This is a genomic window from Clostridium sp. AM49-4BH, assembly GCF_003478335.1.
Classification (GTDB): Bacteria; Bacillota; Clostridia; order Lachnospirales; family Lachnospiraceae; genus Butyribacter.
This window is the reverse complement of the sequence record NZ_QUFB01000001.1, coordinates 23,688-40,640: the sequence shown is the minus strand read 5'-3', so window position 1 is coordinate 40,640 and position 16,953 is coordinate 23,688. Positions and strand designations below refer to the sequence as shown.

Sequence of the window (16,953 nt, the reverse complement as noted above, 5' to 3'; positions counted from 1 at the left end):
CCTTCCTCAGCCCACGACGTTCTGTGTTTTGGCCTTGTACCACAAAAACAGATTCAAGTACCATTAATACATCGTCTTTATTGCTGCAATGAAAAACGAGGGCTACAAATGGATGAATCCGATCTGTACTCCTCGTCTATATGTTTCCTATTCCAAACAGATCTATTTGGTCTCCCAAGCGTTCTTTCATCTTTTTTAAAGCTTTAGTATGTAATTGTGAGACTCTGGATTCCGAAACCTCCAACACATTACTGATCTCCTTGAGCGTAAGCTCTTCAAAATAATACAGCGCAATTACTTTCTGCTCTTTTTCCGTCAGTTTATCAATCGCTTCTGCAAGAATACGCTTTGTTTCCTGTCGATCTACAACCTGTTCCGGCTGGTCAAACCTCGGGCGCCCACTAGGTTCTGTATAAACATCACTCCCCTGCTCTAAATACTCATCCAAAGAAATCAAGTTGGATAAGTTAGCCTGCGAGATCATCTGTTCTACTTCTTCTACTGTAACCTCTAAATATTCCGCCAATTCCTCACTGTTAGGTGTTCTTCCCAGCTCTCGCTCCAGCTCCTGCATGGCTGTCTCTATCTTTTTTTGTTTTTGACGGATTGTACGCGGGATCCAATCCATCTTTCGGATCTGATCAATAATTGCACCACGTATTCGAAGGCTGGCATACGTCTCAAATTTTACACCTTTGGACAGTTCAAACTTGTCGATCGCATCGATCAGACCAAAGATACCATATCCCACCAAATCATCATACTCTACAGTATAACCCAAATACATTCCCAGTCTTCCGGCAACAATCTTGACCAAACCGGCATATTCCAAAATTAGTTTTTCGCGAATCTTGCTGCTCTTTGTACGGGCATATTCTTCCCAAAGGGCAATCCTTTTTTTCTCGTCCATCGAGTAACTCCATCCCTCCTGCAACTAACCACCATTCCCGTTTATAAAATATTTTATGGTTCTTCCTGGTCAGAATCAGTCTGTTCCCCTGTTTGTGTCTGCTCATCCTGTTGTTCTTGCTGCTCTTTTTCCTGCTCTCGCAATTCTTCATCACGTTTGCTTCGGATAAAGCGATTACTCTGCTCCACTTTCAAAATAATTTTTTGTGCAATGATCCCAATAATATAAAAGACGATCAATGTCGCTAACAGCACTTCCAGGCTGTAAGTCACATCCATCTGTTTCACAATAGCTACAATACACACTACTGCACCTGCCAGTAATGTGATCACTTTTGGAATAAATTCTGCCTTCACCAAAAAGTCTCCTTCCCTAGATCGTCTGTACCGGTTTTCCAACAGATTTAATTACAAAATCACCGTTAGCCGGATAAAACTCAACTGTTCTTCCGTAATTCAAGCCGGTATCCTCTGCCAGGATCTTAATATTTAATTGTGCTAACTTTTGTTTAACTGCTTCAACGTTCCGCTGTCCAACACGCAGCATATCATTATCTGACTTAAATGCAAACATCTGCGCGCCTCCTGCAATTTTAGCTGTTAGACGATTAACAGCAGCCCCTCTCTCTTTCATGCGTTCGATCAGCAATTCAATGCCGGTATCTGCAAATTTCGCCTTATTTTCATTTTGACGTACTTTACTGCTGTCCGGAAGCATAATATGTACAAGCCCGGCAATCCGCATCTGTGCATCGTACAAAGCCACACCAACACAAGACCCCAGTCCCAGCGTTGTCAACGCATCCGGAGCTATACATATATTTAAGTCAGCCATTCCAACTTTTATCATTTCTCCCATAGTGGCAACCATACCTTTCCAGCAATCTTCCTTTGCTGATCTCTATCAACTAATCCCTAATGCCCGCATGATAGAATCATAAGAATCCAGCGTTGGAATCATAATAAAATAACCACTAATATCTACATCCATGTCTCGAAATCGTGACTCGATCAAAAGTGCCTGATCACCTAATTTTCCAAACTCTATGGCGGGCACACTCAAAATTGCCCCCGCCATATCGACAGATAAATACGGAACCGACGGAGATATTGTTAAATTTGTCATTTTAGAAATCGCCGATAAGTAAGCACCGGTAATAATATTACCAAGTTCCATCAACGCTGACATTTCCATTTCTGAAAAAGTATCATCCGCTTGCGGCTTCATGCCAAGCAATTGTTCCACCAAACGATGTGCATCTTCCGAACCAAGCATAAATAACATAGAACCTTCAATGTCTCCCTCTAAGGAAAGCATGATTCCCGCAACCAATGTTTCTTCGCCACCGATCACATTAGCTAATTGTTGGAATGTCAACATTTTTACTTGTGGAACATACATGTCAACTTTTGCATTGATCATTTGCGACAACGCAGTGACCGCATTGCCGGCACCAATGTTGCCAATTTCCGTAAGTACATCAAAATTCATATTATCTAAGCCCTCTGTGTTCGTCATATGCACACCTCGATTCTGTCAGCCCCTTGGTTTATTTTTCTGCTGTGCCTACAATTACGCTAGACATATTTAATAAAGATATTAAATTATCACCATTTTTACCAATACCACTCAAATACTGTGCTTTAGCATCGTTCATATCAATCGCAGTATTTTTCTCAATATCATTTTCACTCAGAGTCAAAACCTCTTTTACCTCATCCACAATTAAGCCTACAGCAGACTGCGGTTCTAACTTAATAATAATGATACGTGTCGCATTGGTATATTCGTCCGGTTTCAGGTCAAATTTCAACCGCAAGCTCATCACTGGAATGATCTCACCACGAAGGTTGATCACCCCCTTAAAATACTTCTGCGCCTTTGGTATACGTGTGATCCTTTGATTTCGAACAATATTATCCACATAACTGATATCTATGCCATAATATTCATCATCCAATTTGATCACTATATACTGCTTGCTCTCTCCCACAACGTTTAAGTTCTGAATATCTGCTATCTCTTCCATGATGTACCTCCCCCTATACTAATGCATTTACTTCAAGAATCAATGCAATCTCTCCATTACCAAGAATGGTTGCACCACCTATCATCTTGCTGCAATTAATGTAATTACCGATTGACTTGATAACAATCTCCTGCTGACCGATCAAATTGTCAACGACAAGACCAGCCTGCTTATCGCCCTTGCGGACAATAACAACCGTCAGACTCTCTTCCTCGTTTTCTACCGGTTCAACATCTAAAAGATTATCAAGACGGATCAACGGAATAACATTTCCGCGTAAATTGATCACTTCTTTCGTCTGAACATGTTTGATATCCTCAAGCGGAATATCTTCGATCATTTCAATATTACCAAGCGGAATTGCATATTTTTCTGTGCCAAGCTCAACCATAAGAGCCTGAATGATCGCCAGTGTAAGTGGCAGACGGATAATAAAACTACTTCCCTCACCCAATACACTCTTACATTCAATATTACCACCAAGACCTTCAATCTTTGTCTTAACGACATCAAGACCAACACCTCGACCGGAAATATCTGTAATTTTTTCAGATGTTGAAAAACTTGGACGGAACAATAATTCAACGATCTCTTTGTCAGACATCAACTCTGCCTGTTCGCTTGTGATCGTTCCTTTATCTACTGCTTTTTGTCGTACCTCATCTACATTTATGCCGGCACCATCATCGCGGACCTCAATAATAACATTATTGCCATCCTGATATGCATCGAGGAAAATGTTGCCGACCTCCGGTTTGCCAAGTGCAATTCTCTCTTCATTCGATTCCAAGCCATGATCTGCTGCATTGCGGATCAAATGCTGCAATGGATCTCCGATCTCATCAATAACGGTACGATCTAACTCTGTTTCCTCACCCGTCATATGAAGTTCCATCTTTTTGTCGAGCTTTTTGCTGAGATCTCGAACCATACGTGGAAAACGATTCAAAACACTTTCAATCGGCACCATACGTACCTTCATAACAGACTCATGCAGATTCGTTGTTACACTTTCTAAATATTCAATCTGCTCATTAAATCCATTATCGTTTCTATGTTCATTCGTTGCACTGCTGGAAACTAATCCATTCTTCGCAATGATCAACTCACTCACCAGATTCATCAAAACATCCAGTTTTTCAATATCCACACGTACCGTACGACCAATCGCCGGTTTTGCCTTAGAAGTTGCTTTCTTTTCCGGTTTCTTCTGTGTCGCTGCTGCAGCCTGCGCTTTTGGTTTGTCCTCGGTTTTCGTCGCTGGCTTTGATTCTTTTCCCGCGGTCTGCACCGACTCCTCGTGTGCTGCTTCCTCAGCCCCTTCTAATTGTACCTTAAACGTTCCAACAACCGCTTCTTTGATCTCCGATACGTTTTCAATTGCTGCTTTTACTTTCTCGGCGGACTCTTTTGTAAAGTACACCAAACTGAAATCATAATCGAACTTTTCATCCTCAATATCCTGTACGTTCGGCTCGGCTTTCATAACCTCGCCAAGCTCTTCCAAACATTTGAATACCAAAAAAGCTCTCGCCGCTTTCAATATACAACTATCCTGCAAGTATACCGTAATTCCTAATATGTTGAGATTTTCTTCTTTTGCTTTTTCAAATGTTGCTTTCTCATAATCGCTAATACGAATGTTTTCGTATTTCGCTTTATTCCCATCACTTGCAGCAGACTTATCATCACTCGGTGCTGCTGTCGGTGTCGGGGCCGGCACCTCTCCGGTACCACCTTTGGCTTTATCCGCAATGGAATTTAAGGTGTTGATAATTTCTTCATTATCCTCCGTACCCTCATCGGCTGATTCCAAAATATTAGCCAAATAGCCTTCCAATGCGTCCAGTCCACGGAACAGTACATCAATCAATTCCGGCTGCACTTTCATGTTACCGCTTCTGATCTCCTGAAATACATTTTCCATGTCATGCGTCAAACGCTGCATTCTCTTGTAGCCCATTGTTCCAGCCATTCCTTTCAAAGAATGCGCTGCACGGAAGATCTCATTGATCGTTTCCATGTTATCCGGCTCTGTCTCCAAGATCATCAACTGATCACTAAGCGTTTGCAAATGTTCTTTTGTTTCATCGATAAAAATTTCTAAATACTGGCTTACATCCATTTCATTGCACCCCCACGTGTTTAATGATTGTTTCTGCAATCTGCTGCAGCTCGACAACTTCGTCAACAGCTCCGGCTGTGGCAATCGCTCGTGGCATACCATACACCGTACTGCTCTCTTCATCCTGCGCAATTACATAAATCTGCTTGACTTGTTCCAATTGTAAAATACCGTCTGTCCCATCAGAGCCCATTCCGGTCAAAACCACACAGGTTATCTCATCACAGGAGACGTTCATCAACGACTCATACATAATATCTGCACAGGGTTTTAATGCATTTCTGGCCTCCTCGATCGTAACGGACAAATACTGCTCATGCTTATTTTTCTCCATTACGCGAAACTGAAAACCGCCCTTTGCAATATAAACAGTTCCTTTCCGCAACGGTTCACCATGCTCTGCTTCTTTGACCGTGATCTCACTTAGTTCATTCAAACGTCTTGCAAGCGATCCGGTAAATCCTTCCGGCATATGCTGTACAATGACAACTGACGCATCGAGATTCGACGGCAGTTTTGGAATGACCTGTTGCAATGCTTTCGGTCCCCCTGTGGAACAGGCAAGTGCTACGATCTTATTTGCACCCAGCACCAGCGGTTCTTTGGAATGCTTGGAACGATCTGCTTTCACCTCTCCTGCTACGCCGCCACGCTTTCTCTGCATGACAGGTGCTTTTTGTATGTGAAACAATTTCTTAAACACAGTTTTCTGTGTTTCCGGTTTCGGAACCGACTGCTCCTCTCCGGTATCCAATCCTGCCGTAGATAATCCCGTTGCCACATAAAGCATCCTTATGAACATATTGATAAAGAAAGGACCCTTCGCTTCGGAAAGACTTGTTGGCTTTGTAATAAAGTCAAAAGCACCGAGCTCCAACGCACGAATAGTTTCCGCGCCGCCTTTCTGAGCTAATGTGCTGACGATTAACACCTTCTCACGTTGATGTCTCTCATTCAACACTTTCAAAAAGGCAATGCCATCCATTCGAGGCATATTGATATCTAAAACAATAGCATCAACCTTTGCTCCAGAGTCTAAAATTTCCAGTGCCTCCACACCGTCCTCTGCCAGATATGCTGCATTGAGTTCCTTGTTATCATCTATTATATCAGAGAGTACTCTTCTCATGAGTGCAGAGTCATCTACAATTAAAATATTTTTCATGACGTATTCCCCTTTTACCGCTGACCATTCCGAAACATACGCGCAAAAAGACCAGATAAACCTTTTGCTGTAAATGCTCCAGGCGTGTTCGCCGGTTGGTTGATAATTTGTCTGGCAATCCGACTGATCGCTTTGCTTGCCGGTGCATTCGGGTAAGCAATCGTAACCGGTTCCTGCCGCATTACGGCATTTTGCAATTTGAAATCATGTGGAACGCTTCCAAGGTATTCCATCTCCATCTGCAAAAATTTACTAGACACCGCACTCAACTTTCGATATAATTCTCTGCCCTCATCTTCTGACTGCGTTCGATTGCTGATCATATGAATCTTCATTTTGCCGCCCTCGAACTCTTCCTGTCGCTGCAAAGTTTTCAAAAGAGCATAGGCATCCGTGATCGACGTAGGCTCCGGTGTCACAACGAGAAGCACCTGACTGCTACAGAGCACCAGATCGATCACAGAATCCGAAATACCCGCACCGGTATCAATTAATATCACATCAGCTACCTGATCCAATTCATATACGGAACGAACTAGATTTTGTATCTGATCACGCGATAAATTAGTCATCTCCCGAATACCGGATCCCCCTGAAATAAATCCAATATTTTCCGGGCCTGACGCAATGATGTCACAAACTCCCTTACCATGAAACATCATATCGGCCAGATTGTACTTCGGCCGGATTCCGAGCATGATCTCAATATTCGCAAGACCAAAATCAGCATCTAAAATAACTACTCGCTTACCCATTTTACTGAGAGTAATAGCCAGATTAACAGATATATTAGACTTTCCAACGCCGCCCTTGCCACTTGTAACGGTAATGACTTTGGCTAAATGCTGTCTTCTATTTTGATTTTTTATAATGTTGCGTAAACGCTCAGCTTGATCCATCAGCCATTCCCTCCTAAAAGCTGTTTTGTTATTTTTTGTGCATCCATTTTTCCAATATCATCCGGCACATTTTGTCCCCACGTCGCATAAGATAACTGTGCACCGGTCAACATATGGATGTTAAAAATATTGCCAACGGTATCCGTTTCGTCTAATTTCGTAAAGATCAAATAATATTCTGTGATCTTACGATACACTTCTGATATTTTCTTCAAATCCTTGTATTTTGTAGTTGCACTTAGTACCAGATAGACCTCTTTATCTTCTTCAGGCACTTTATCTAAGATCTTTTTAATATCCTGCACTTGTTCTGCATTTTGATGTGAACGTCCTGCCGTGTCAACAAATACAAGGTCAAACTCTTTTAGTTCATCAATGGTTTTATCCATTTCATCTGCCGAATAAACAACTTCTAATGGTATACCCAAAATATTGGCATAGGTTTTTAGCTGCTCTACTGCGGCAATGCGATACGTATCTGCTGTGATCAGCGCAACCCTGGTTTTTTTTGTGAGTTTTAATGTGGAAGCAATCTTTGCAATTGTCGTTGTCTTACCAACACCCGTCGGACCTACAAAGAAAATGTATTTGGTCTTTGTCGTTTTAACGTCGATCAAATGTGGCTGACCAATTTTTAATATGATCTTTTGATATACCCCCGCTAACACATTATCTAACGTCCATTCTTTTCTGGAACCGCTCTTTACCTCTTTTAGGATCTGATCCACATATTGTTCCTGAACCTCATTTTCAAGCATCTTTTTCTTGATCATCTGAAAATAAGCGTCCATTTTGTCATCTGTTTTATCATTCTGCTTGGTTTCCGTCTCTTTCGCAGTCCCCATCTGCTTTTCCAAAAGATTCTGCAGTTTTGACAACTTTTGTTCAATCATCTTCTGCTCATTGATCACAGACTCGTTAACCCTTTCGTCCGGCTCATCCGGAAGAATTTGATCATTTTGCTGCATTTGTTTCCGTTTTGCTTCCTGCATAGCTGCTTTAGAATCCGGCGCCGTATATTCTGACCGTCTTCGAATTGCCTCCTGCAGTTTACTAAAATCCGGTTTTTCAGCATTCTCTGCTGTATCGTCAATTGCCGCCGTAAGCTCTACATGAGGTTTGCGAAACAACTTAAACAAGCCCTTGGGCGTTGTTTTTTTGACATTCATAATAACAACATCCTTCCCCAGTTCATTTTGCGCCATCTGTGTAGCAAGGTCTTCTGTTTGTGCTATATACTTTTTGATAACCACTATACTGTCACCATCCCTATTGATTGTAATTCTACATTGCTGTCAATTTCATTATAAGATACAACGATCAAATCCTGAAATTGCTCTTCCGTCAGTTTCTTAAAATAAAGCCGAACGATCGGCGATGTAACAATAATTGGATTTTTTCCCAATTCTTCCATTTTTTCCATTTCCTCTCCAACCGACTTTAGGATCGTCTGCGTCTTGTCCGGCTCTAAATTAATATAAGTACCCTGTTCTGTCTGTTTGATAGATCCCATAATTTCCTGCTCAATTTTTGGATCCAATGTAACAACACTGGTCATCTCATTAGGCGGGAAGTATTTATTCGAGATCGCCCGTTTCAGACTTTGTCGGACATATTCCGTCAAAACATCCGTATCTCTAGTGCTTGTCGCATTATCGGCAAGTGTTTCAAAGATCGTCACCAGATCGCGAATTGAAATTCCTTCACGAAGCAGGTTCTGCAATACTTTCTGTATCTCACCAACACTCAGCATTTTAGGTACAAGTTCAGATATCAACGTTGTATTTGCTTCCTGAATGTTATTGATCAAATTCTGCACATCCTGTCTCGTAAGCAACTCATCTAAATGACTGCGGATCACTTCTGTAAGATGTGTTGCAATGATCGATGGCGGATCAACTACCGTATACCCCATAGATTCCGCACGTTCTCGCTGCGATTCCGTGATCCAGATCGCCGGCAGATGGAACGACGGCTCGAATGTTGGAATACCCGTGATTTCCTCTTCCACAAACCCCGGATTCATCGCCATGTAGTGATCAAATAAAATCTCGCCTTCACTGATCGGTACGCCCTTGATCTTGATCACATACTGATTCGGATTAAGTTGGATATTATCTCTCAGACGGATCATCGGAACAACACATCCCAGTTCCAGTGCGACCTGACGACGTATCATAACAACTCGATCCAACAGGTCACCACCTTGGTTCACATCCGCCAGAGGAATGATTCCGTAACCAAATTCCAATTCGATCGGATCTACCTGCAGCAAAGAGACTACATTCTCCGGTCTTCTGATCTCCTCTGCTGTCTCTTCTTCCTCGTCAACCTCTGTCTCAATATTTTGTACTTCCATCGCCGATTCGATAGCTCGACCGGCAGCAATGAACAAGATTGCATAAATAAAGCAGATTAATGTTGGAAGCGGCGTCAATCCAAGTAACGCCATCGTCGCTCCGACTATGTACAATACCTTCGGCGTCGAAAACAACTGTGTGATCAACACATTTCCAAGATCCGACTCCTTTGATACTTTTGTTACCAGCACACCGGTTGACAACGAAATAACCAATGATGGTATCTGACTGACCAAACCGTCTCCGATCGTGAGTATGGAATATTTCTGCAATGCCTCTGTCATTTCTAATCCCTGCGACATAACACCGATAGCAAGACCGCCGACAAAATTGATCACTGTGATTATCAACCCCGCTGTCGCATCACCCTTTACATACTTCGAAGCACCATCCATCGCTCCGAAAAAAGTAGATTCGTCCTGAATCTTTTGACGGCGTTCCTTAGCCTGTTCATCTGTGATCGCACCCGTATTTAAATCGGCATCGATCGCCATCTGTTTACCAGGCATGGCATCCAACGTAAAACGTGCTGTTACTTCCGACACACGCTCAGAACCTTTATTGATCACGATAAACTGTACAATGATCAAGATTAAAAACACAATACCGCCAACAATCAGATTTCCACCACCGACAAACTCGCCGAACGCCTGAACTACGTTACCTGCCTCTCCTTTCAGCAGAATATTTCTCGTCGATCCTACATTCAACGAAATACGAAACAACGTTGTCATCAGCAGCAATGTCGGAAAACTCGACATATTCAACGCCTCTGTCGAAAACAGCGCATTAAACAATATAAACAATGCAATTGCCAGATTTAGCATCATCAAAATATCCAGCAAAAACAATGGTATTGGTATAATCAAAAAGATGATAGGTACCAGGATATATAATCCCAGCATTAAATCAGTCCGTTTCATCATGTATCTCCTTTAATCGTCTTCTGAAAGAAACGTTATCCCGTTTTCCCTTTCAGATTATATACATACGCCAACACTTCCGCCACCATCTGGTATAATTCGGGCGGAATCTCAGCTCCAATCTCAACATTATGATATAGCATTCTCGCTAATGGTTTATTCTCCACGATCTCGATCTGATAATTTGATGCCGTTTCCTTGATCTTCGCCGCCAAATAATCAGCACCTTTGGCAACCACAACCGGTGCCTCGTGTTTCTCCTTGTCATAACGTATCGCCACAGCCAGATGTGTCGGATTCGTAATGACAACATCCGCATTTGGAAGTTCTTGCATCATACGCTGCCTGGATGCCTGCTGCATACGGGATTTCTGTTGGCTTTTTACCTTGGGATCTCCCTCGGACTGCTTATACTCATCCTTAACTTCCTGCTTGGTCATCTTCATATCTTCCTGAAATTTCCATTTCTGATAAACGATATCCACTACCGCGATGACAACAAATAATGCACTGATACGCAATCCAATATTAATGATGATATCTCCCAACAACTCTAAACCCTGAGTCAACGTATAGGAATACATATTCATCACTAATGCCCATTTGTCTTCCAGGTAATTTTTAACAACATAAATTATGACACAAATCTTAGCAATGGATTTAAGCAATTCCATGATCTTGTCTTTTGAAAACAGACGCTTCACACCATTAACCGGATTAAATTTGTCAAACTTAGGCTTTATCGGTTCAAAAGAAACCTTCCATTTAACCTGTACAATGTTTACGGCAAATGCAACAATAAATGTACTCAGCAAAAAAGGAAGGCAGATGATCGTGATCTTTTGGATCAGTTGCTGCAATATAGCACATGCCATCTGCAAATTAAACTCATCCTTAGTGACATCGCTGATCTTCCCAAAAAACAACGAAAAACCATCCTTAAATTGGCTGCCCAAAAATGCCATCAATAGCTTTAACAAAAAGAAAAACACCAGCAACGACACAGCCGTTATGGCATCCATGCTTTTCGCCACTTGACCTTTTTTGCGGGCATCTTCCAGTTTTTTGGGAGTTGCGCTTTCGGTTTTCTCGCCGCCCTCGCCATCTTTGGCAAAAAGCTGCAGATCATACCGTATTCTGCCATGCCTAACCATACATTTCCTCTCCAATATCATCGCTTTGTTCTGATAAAGATGCAAAAACACCCTCTTTATACTATACCGTATTTGCAACAAAATAGCAACGCCAACTATTATCGTCTACGCTGCCATCGCCTGCACAAAATATTTTGTGAATGTATGCATTTCATCAAAAAGGAAGTCTGCTGCTCCGGCAAACAACTGCATCGTCAGAAATAGCAACACAAGCCCCACAAACACTTTAAGTTGCATTCCAACGACAAACATATTCATCTGTGGTGCAATCTTTGCCAAAATGCCAAGCACAATATTGATGACAAGCATACAACAAAAAATAGGAAGCACAATTCGAAAACCGATGACAAAATAATTAGTGATAAATGTCACCATGATATGATACAGATCGACCGAAAATTTTGCACCTCCAATTGGTACAAGCTGATAAGAATCCATCATAGCATCAATAATAAAATAATGCATGTCTGATACTAAAAACAAAAGCATAAATATATACATATAAAAATTTGATGTGATCGTTGAATTTACATTTGTTGTCGGGTCCATTTCCTGAACCATCGAGAAGCCAATTTCCATATCCAACATATTACCGGAAAAATTAAAGATATAGAGACACAATCTGGATCCCAGACCAATAATAATACCGGTAATCGCTTCTTTAAGCACTAATCCGGAATATTCTAATATATTTGCATATTCCACAGCCTTGTAATCAACCTGGTTCATCACCGTCAACGATAGAAAAAACGCGATAGCAACTTTTACACGTCGCGGAATTTCACTGGAACCAAAAAAAGGAGCAACAAAAACAACGGAAGCCACCCGAATAAATACCAATAAAATATATTCTAAGTATTCAACCGTAAAATTCAATGTTCGTCTCTCCTTATCTGTTCGATGTTATTTGCAGATAAACGATCCATAACCTGACCGTCTTCTTTTATGTCCTCTTCACCGATCACTCACTTAATATATTGAGGTATATTTTTCATCAATGCTTCAAATAGATCTACCATATTATTCATGATCCAGCCGCCACACAGCACCAACACCAGCATGATTGCTAAAAACTTTGGCACAAAAGTCAGCGTTTGTTCCTGAATAGAAGTAACTGTTTGAAAAATACTAATGATCAATCCAATGATCAGCGAGATCAGTAGCAGCGGAGCTGCTGATTCAACCGTTGTCCAGATCGTCTCACGGGATATGTCTAACACAAGACTCTCACTCATTGCACAGTCTCCTTTCTACTCGTTCCTCTGATGGTTAATGGAACGACTGCACTAACTGTCCGATCAATAGGTTCCATCCATCTGCCAATATAAACAATAGTATCTTAAAAGGCAGGGATATTGTCGTCGGTGGCAACATCATCATACCCATTGACATCAGTGTCGAAGCCACTACCATATCAATAACGATGAACGGCAGATACAATAAAAATCCAATAATAAACGCAGTTCGAAGTTCACTGATAATAAATGCCGGTATGACCGTAATAAGAGAAAGATCATCAAAGCTCTCAATATCATCCGATGAAATGTCATTGATCGTCATAAATAATTTGAGATCCTTTTCTCTAGTTTGCTTTAACATAAATGTTTTCAAAGGTTCCGAAGCCTTTTCTAATGCCTTCTTCTGTGTCAGATTGCCAGCCATATACGGCTGAACCGCATTAGTGTTTACTTCATTAAACACCGGACTCATTACCGCAAATGTAATAAATAATGCCAGACCGATCAATATCTGATTTGGTGGCGTTGTCTGTGTTCCAATTGCTGTTCTCAAAAAATGAAAGACAACAATAATACGCGTAAACGACGTCAACATGATCAAAATGGAAGGTGCAAGCGACAAGATCGTAAGAAGGATCAAAATCTGTAAAGTAGATTCCAACGTAACGCTGCCGGCATTGGATGTAATATTCAAATCTAACGTATTATCATCGTCATCCGCATTCCCGGATATTTGATTTCTTGTTGTACTGTCAACGCGATCAGACGTTGCCAACGCATACGAAGGAGACGCTGCAAACCATACACATAAAAAAACGACTAATATCGTAATTGCGCGCATCGTTCTGTGCTTTAAAAAAAATCTTTTTCTTATATTCTGTCTCAATTGTCCCTTGGTACCTTTCTATCATATTGCTATCATTTCACACTTCAATCTTCATATAACAGATCACTGTTTATCCGGCTTTTTTTTATGTTTCAGTATTTCCTGAAACATCTCAGAAAAACCTTCTGTCCTAGGCATTTGCACCGGCTCCTTTATCAAAAGATCCTCTTGCGTAAGCTCAGTCAAAAAGACAACCGAATCTTTTGTCTGCACTAATGCAATATATTTTTTGCCAACCTGTATGATCTGTATCATTTTTCCCTGACCAATGGGATATGTTTCAATAATCTTAATATTTCCTGCATATTTCTTACCTGACATCGCCCCGGCATACCATTTACTTACAAAAGATGCGGCAAACAACAGTACGATCAATAAGATCAACAGGCCGATCAACTTAAAAAAGCTGGACAGTGCAGAAAAATTAGCCGTCATCAATAACATTCCTACACCTCCAGCTCTTTATGTATCCTACTCTTTATTTTGATATCTCTACAATTCGTATACCAAAATTTTCCTCAATAACAACTACTTCGCCCTTAGCAACAAATTTACCATTGACCAAAACATCAACCGGTTCCCCTGCTAACTTATTAAGCTCAATGATCGTACCCGGAGAAAAGTCTAAAATCTCTTTGATGGATTTATTTGTTCGTCCAAGTTCAACCGTCACTTCCAAAGGAACGTCCATGATCAAATCAATATTTTCCTGCTGCATCAGCGGACTTACCCCTGCATTAAACGGCTGAAACTGTGCCGGCTGTACATTGACATTCGGCATTGCATATGGCTGTTGCTGCATCATATCCGACTGAACCGGCATTGCTCCTGCCATCTGCTGCATATCCGGTGTCGGCGGCACTGCTGGTTGTACGTTCTGCACATTGACCGTCTGTTCCGGTGTAGCTGCAGGTGTCGGCTGACTCGCCTGTGGCTGCGGCTCTTCAATTTCAGATTTAGATTCACCAATAAATTTGCGATACAAATCGCGCGCAAACTCAAACGGATATAACTGCATGATCTGACTATCAACCAGATCTCCAATTTCCATATCAAATGCTACCTGAACCATTTCTCCCTGCAAGAAATTTGAAATTTCGGTATCATCTGTCATGGAGTCATTCAGATCAACCAAACTTGCAGTTGGTGGACTAATATCTACTTTCTTCTCCAGCATTGATGATAATGACGTGGCCGCTGATCCCATCATCTGGTTCATCGCCTCACTGATCGCACTTAAATGCATCTCCGACAATTCACCATCTGTATTCGAACCATCCCCACCCATCATCAAATCTGTGATCACTTTTACGTCGTGCTCTTTTAAGATTAATATGTTGTTACCGTCTATTCCATCAATATATGAGATGTGAATAAACACACATGGTCTATCATATTGTAATGACAGGTCATCTAAAGTCACATAAGAGACTTTCGGTGTTGTAATGGTAACTTTGGTATTTAACAGCGTTGATAATGTTGTTGCTGCTGTTCCCATATTAATGTTAGCAATCTCTCCGACTGCATCTCTCTCAGCATCACTTAGCGTCTCTCCGGCATAAGCGGTCTTAGTCGCTGCACCACCACCGCCGGTTAATGCATCTATTTCTTCCTGAGATAACATTCCATCCATACTTTATTGCTCCTCCCTTATTACTGACGTCACTCTTACAGCGTAAGAATCCGAAGCTGCACCAGGTAAAGCATAAAACTTTTTAATATTCCCGGTATAAACCTCCAACTCGTCGTCAGTCTTGGTATCTAACTTGATAATATCTCCAATCTGAAGATTCATAAAATCATTTACGGAGATCAAGCTTCTACCCAACATCGCCCTTACTGGAATCTTGGCATTGTCAATCAAGCTTTCAATTATTTCCGTATAGCTTCCATCATCCTTTGCCTTGATCGTTGAGTACCAATATTTGGTATTTAATTTGTCGATCACTGTCTCAACGCAGGAATATGGAATACACACATTCATCAAGCCCTCAACCTCACCAACATGAATATTCATCGTGACGATTGCCGTCATTTCTGTTGGCGAAATAAACTGGGCAAATTGTGAATTTGTTTCAATCCTCTCAAGACGCGGATTTAATTCCACCACGCTTGCCCATGGATCTATCATTAAATTGGTGCATATTTCCAAAACACGCTCCAAAATAATCAACTCAATCTCGGTAAACTCTCTAGTCCTTTCCAGCGGTTCTCCACCACCACCCAACAGACGGTCAACAATCGCAAAGCCAAGGTTAGATGCTAATTCGATTACCACGCTGCCTTCCAACGGAGCAAAATCAACTACTCCTAGAAGCACAGGATTGGACAATGCATTTAAGAACTCCGAGTACGCATTTGCTTCCGCATTCATCACATCAACCTGCACTGTCTTACGCAAATATGCAGGTAAATTCGTCGAAAGCAGTCTGCCGTAATTTTCAAATATAATCTCCAAAGTCCGCAAATGATCTTTGGAAAACTTCGATGGTCTGGCGAAATTGTAATTTCTAACACTCTTTACATCTGCCTCATCCAATTCATCCGGATTGATTTCTCCGGTACTCAATGCACTGAGCAGATTATCAATTTCCTCCTGAGACAGGGTGTCTCCCATTCTCTTCACCTCACATCCCTGTTATAATTATCAATAACATATATTGTCTTTGCAACTATAATATCATAGCACAAATTTCAAAGAAAAGAAACCATTACTTTTCTCGTTGTCTATCACTGATACATGAAATTCGTCAACATAACCTTCTTCACAGCTTTAGAATCCAAATGCTGCTGTATCTGCTCTAACGCCTCTTTTTTGATCACATCTTCTGAAATGTCATCCGAAGAATGGCTTTGAATCACTGCACGGATAATATCAGTGATCTCTGCCTGATTGTTCGTCAAAATATCACTGACATCCTTATAGTCATCCGCATCTTTATAAACAGAGAGGCTGTAACCGTCTAAAAGAGCATAATGAGTCTTGCCATCAGACCCTATTTTTAAATTAAGTGTCTGCTGAGAGTCAAACGCAACCGTTACGGTCTCAAGATCTTTTAAAGAATAGTTCTCATCACCTTTGGAATCCCCATCTACATTCAGATCTAAATTCACTGCAGATGCGATCTGCGTCAAAAGATTGTTGGTTTTTGTAAACGTTGGCACCATCACAAAAAACAAAATTGCTGTAAGGACAACATTGATAACTGTCAATGCCGTTATGATGACACTAAAAATATTTTTCTTCATGATAAATAAGCCTCC

Annotated in this window: 18 protein-coding genes; all 18 read right to left on the bottom strand. The window is 41.2% G+C overall.

Going from position 1 to position 16,953, the window contains the following annotated elements; translation table 11 throughout:
• Positions 1–136 precede the first annotated feature (136 nt).
• Positions 137–910, bottom strand: coding sequence for a FliA/WhiG family RNA polymerase sigma factor (locus tag DW981_RS00220; protein WP_118506353.1), 774 nt, complete (start codon positions 908–910; stop codon positions 137–139).
• Between the two features lie 53 nt (positions 911–963).
• Positions 964–1,266 carry a hypothetical protein gene (locus tag DW981_RS00215; protein WP_022026221.1) on the bottom strand — a complete coding sequence of 101 codons (303 nt, stop codon included), beginning with the start codon at positions 1,264–1,266 and terminating at the stop codon, positions 964–966.
• A 16-nt stretch (positions 1,267–1,282) separates the two neighbouring features.
• The gene (locus DW981_RS00210; RefSeq protein ID WP_118506352.1) at positions 1,283–1,768 is read right to left on the bottom strand and encodes a chemotaxis protein CheD; all 486 of its coding nucleotides are present in this window, start codon (positions 1,766–1,768) and stop codon (positions 1,283–1,285) included.
• A gap of 45 nt (positions 1,769–1,813) precedes the next feature.
• Positions 1,814–2,428 carry a chemotaxis protein CheC gene (locus DW981_RS00205; protein ID WP_118506351.1) on the bottom strand — a complete coding sequence of 205 codons (615 nt, stop codon included), beginning with the start codon at positions 2,426–2,428 and terminating at the stop codon, positions 1,814–1,816.
• A 31-nt stretch (positions 2,429–2,459) separates the two neighbouring features.
• On the bottom strand, positions 2,460–2,939 hold the full coding sequence (locus tag DW981_RS00200) for a chemotaxis protein CheW (protein WP_022026225.1): 480 nt from the start codon (positions 2,937–2,939) through the stop codon (positions 2,460–2,462).
• Between the two features lie 13 nt (positions 2,940–2,952).
• On the bottom strand, positions 2,953–5,064 hold the full coding sequence (locus tag DW981_RS00195; protein WP_118506350.1) for a chemotaxis protein CheA: 2,112 nt from the start codon (positions 5,062–5,064) through the stop codon (positions 2,953–2,955).
• A gap of 1 nt (position 5,065) precedes the next feature.
• Entirely contained in the window at positions 5,066–6,229 is a 1,164-nt protein-coding gene (gene cheB / locus DW981_RS00190) for a chemotaxis-specific protein-glutamate methyltransferase CheB (RefSeq protein WP_118506349.1), read from the bottom strand.
• A 14-nt stretch (positions 6,230–6,243) separates the two neighbouring features.
• Complete coding sequence (locus tag DW981_RS00185) at positions 6,244–7,128, bottom strand: MinD/ParA family protein (protein ID WP_022026229.1); 885 nt, start codon at positions 7,126–7,128, stop codon at positions 6,244–6,246.
• On the bottom strand, positions 7,128–8,381 hold the full coding sequence (gene flhF, locus DW981_RS00180) for a flagellar biosynthesis protein FlhF (RefSeq protein ID WP_022026230.1): 1,254 nt from the start codon (positions 8,379–8,381) through the stop codon (positions 7,128–7,130). The genes DW981_RS00185 and flhF overlap by 1 nt, the downstream gene beginning before the upstream one ends.
• On the bottom strand, positions 8,381–10,411 hold the full coding sequence (gene flhA, locus DW981_RS00175) for a flagellar biosynthesis protein FlhA (protein ID WP_182434053.1): 2,031 nt from the start codon (positions 10,409–10,411) through the stop codon (positions 8,381–8,383). Before flhA ends, flhF begins: the two co-directional genes overlap by 1 nt.
• A 35-nt stretch (positions 10,412–10,446) precedes the next feature.
• Entirely contained in the window at positions 10,447–11,565 is a 1,119-nt protein-coding gene (gene flhB, locus DW981_RS00170; RefSeq protein WP_182434052.1) for a flagellar biosynthesis protein FlhB, read from the bottom strand.
• Between the two features lie 105 nt (positions 11,566–11,670).
• Positions 11,671–12,441, bottom strand: coding sequence for a flagellar biosynthetic protein FliR (fliR, locus tag DW981_RS00165; protein WP_118506347.1), 771 nt, complete (start codon positions 12,439–12,441; stop codon positions 11,671–11,673).
• Between the two features lie 89 nt (positions 12,442–12,530).
• Positions 12,531–12,800 (bottom strand): flagellar biosynthesis protein FliQ, encoded by a 270-nt coding sequence (gene fliQ / locus DW981_RS00160; RefSeq protein WP_022026234.1) that lies wholly within the window; start codon positions 12,798–12,800, stop codon positions 12,531–12,533.
• Positions 12,801–12,834: 34 nt separating this feature from the next.
• Positions 12,835–13,497, bottom strand: a complete 663-nt coding sequence (gene fliP, locus DW981_RS00155; RefSeq protein ID WP_347474473.1) for a flagellar type III secretion system pore protein FliP — start codon at positions 13,495–13,497, stop codon at positions 12,835–12,837.
• A gap of 255 nt (positions 13,498–13,752) precedes the next feature.
• Entirely contained in the window at positions 13,753–14,133 is a 381-nt protein-coding gene (locus tag DW981_RS00150; protein WP_022026236.1) for a flagellar biosynthetic protein FliO, read from the bottom strand.
• A 34-nt stretch (positions 14,134–14,167) separates the two neighbouring features.
• Positions 14,168–15,322, bottom strand: coding sequence for a flagellar motor switch phosphatase FliY (fliY, locus tag DW981_RS00145; RefSeq protein WP_118506346.1), 1,155 nt, complete (start codon positions 15,320–15,322; stop codon positions 14,168–14,170).
• 3 nt (positions 15,323–15,325) lie between these two features.
• Positions 15,326–16,306, bottom strand: a complete 981-nt coding sequence (gene fliM, locus DW981_RS00140) for a flagellar motor switch protein FliM (protein ID WP_022026238.1) — start codon at positions 16,304–16,306, stop codon at positions 15,326–15,328.
• Between the two features lie 113 nt (positions 16,307–16,419).
• Positions 16,420–16,938 (bottom strand): flagellar basal body-associated FliL family protein, encoded by a 519-nt coding sequence (locus DW981_RS00135; RefSeq protein WP_022026239.1) that lies wholly within the window; start codon positions 16,936–16,938, stop codon positions 16,420–16,422.
• Positions 16,939–16,953 lie beyond the last annotated feature (15 nt).

Coding starts and splice junctions, on each gene's coding strand:
- DW981_RS00135 (WP_022026239.1), bottom strand. CDS start 16,938: ATGAAGAAAAATATTTTTAGTGTCATCATAACGGCATTGACAGTTATC.
- fliQ (WP_022026234.1), bottom strand. CDS start 12,800: ATGAGTGAGAGTCTTGTGTTAGACATATCCCGTGAGACGATCTGGACA.
- fliY (WP_118506346.1), bottom strand. CDS start 15,322: ATGGATGGAATGTTATCTCAGGAAGAAATAGATGCATTAACCGGCGGT.
- DW981_RS00195 (WP_118506350.1), bottom strand. CDS start 5,064: ATGGATGTAAGCCAGTATTTAGAAATTTTTATCGATGAAACAAAAGAA.
- DW981_RS00150 (WP_022026236.1), bottom strand. CDS start 14,133: ATGTTATTGATGACGGCTAATTTTTCTGCACTGTCCAGCTTTTTTAAG.
- flhB (WP_182434052.1), bottom strand. CDS start 11,565: ATGGTTAGGCATGGCAGAATACGGTATGATCTGCAGCTTTTTGCCAAA.
- DW981_RS00200 (WP_022026225.1), bottom strand. CDS start 2,939: ATGGAAGAGATAGCAGATATTCAGAACTTAAACGTTGTGGGAGAGAGC.
- DW981_RS00185 (WP_022026229.1), bottom strand. CDS start 7,128: ATGGATCAAGCTGAGCGTTTACGCAACATTATAAAAAATCAAAATAGA.
- DW981_RS00205 (WP_118506351.1), bottom strand. CDS start 2,428: ATGACGAACACAGAGGGCTTAGATAATATGAATTTTGATGTACTTACG.
- DW981_RS00220 (WP_118506353.1), bottom strand. CDS start 910: ATGGACGAGAAAAAAAGGATTGCCCTTTGGGAAGAATATGCCCGTACA.
- fliM (WP_022026238.1), bottom strand. CDS start 16,306: ATGGGAGACACCCTGTCTCAGGAGGAAATTGATAATCTGCTCAGTGCA.
- cheB (WP_118506349.1), bottom strand. CDS start 6,229: ATGAAAAATATTTTAATTGTAGATGACTCTGCACTCATGAGAAGAGTA.
- DW981_RS00210 (WP_118506352.1), bottom strand. CDS start 1,768: ATGGGAGAAATGATAAAAGTTGGAATGGCTGACTTAAATATATGTATA.
- flhA (WP_182434053.1), bottom strand. CDS start 10,411: ATGAAACGGACTGATTTAATGCTGGGATTATATATCCTGGTACCTATC.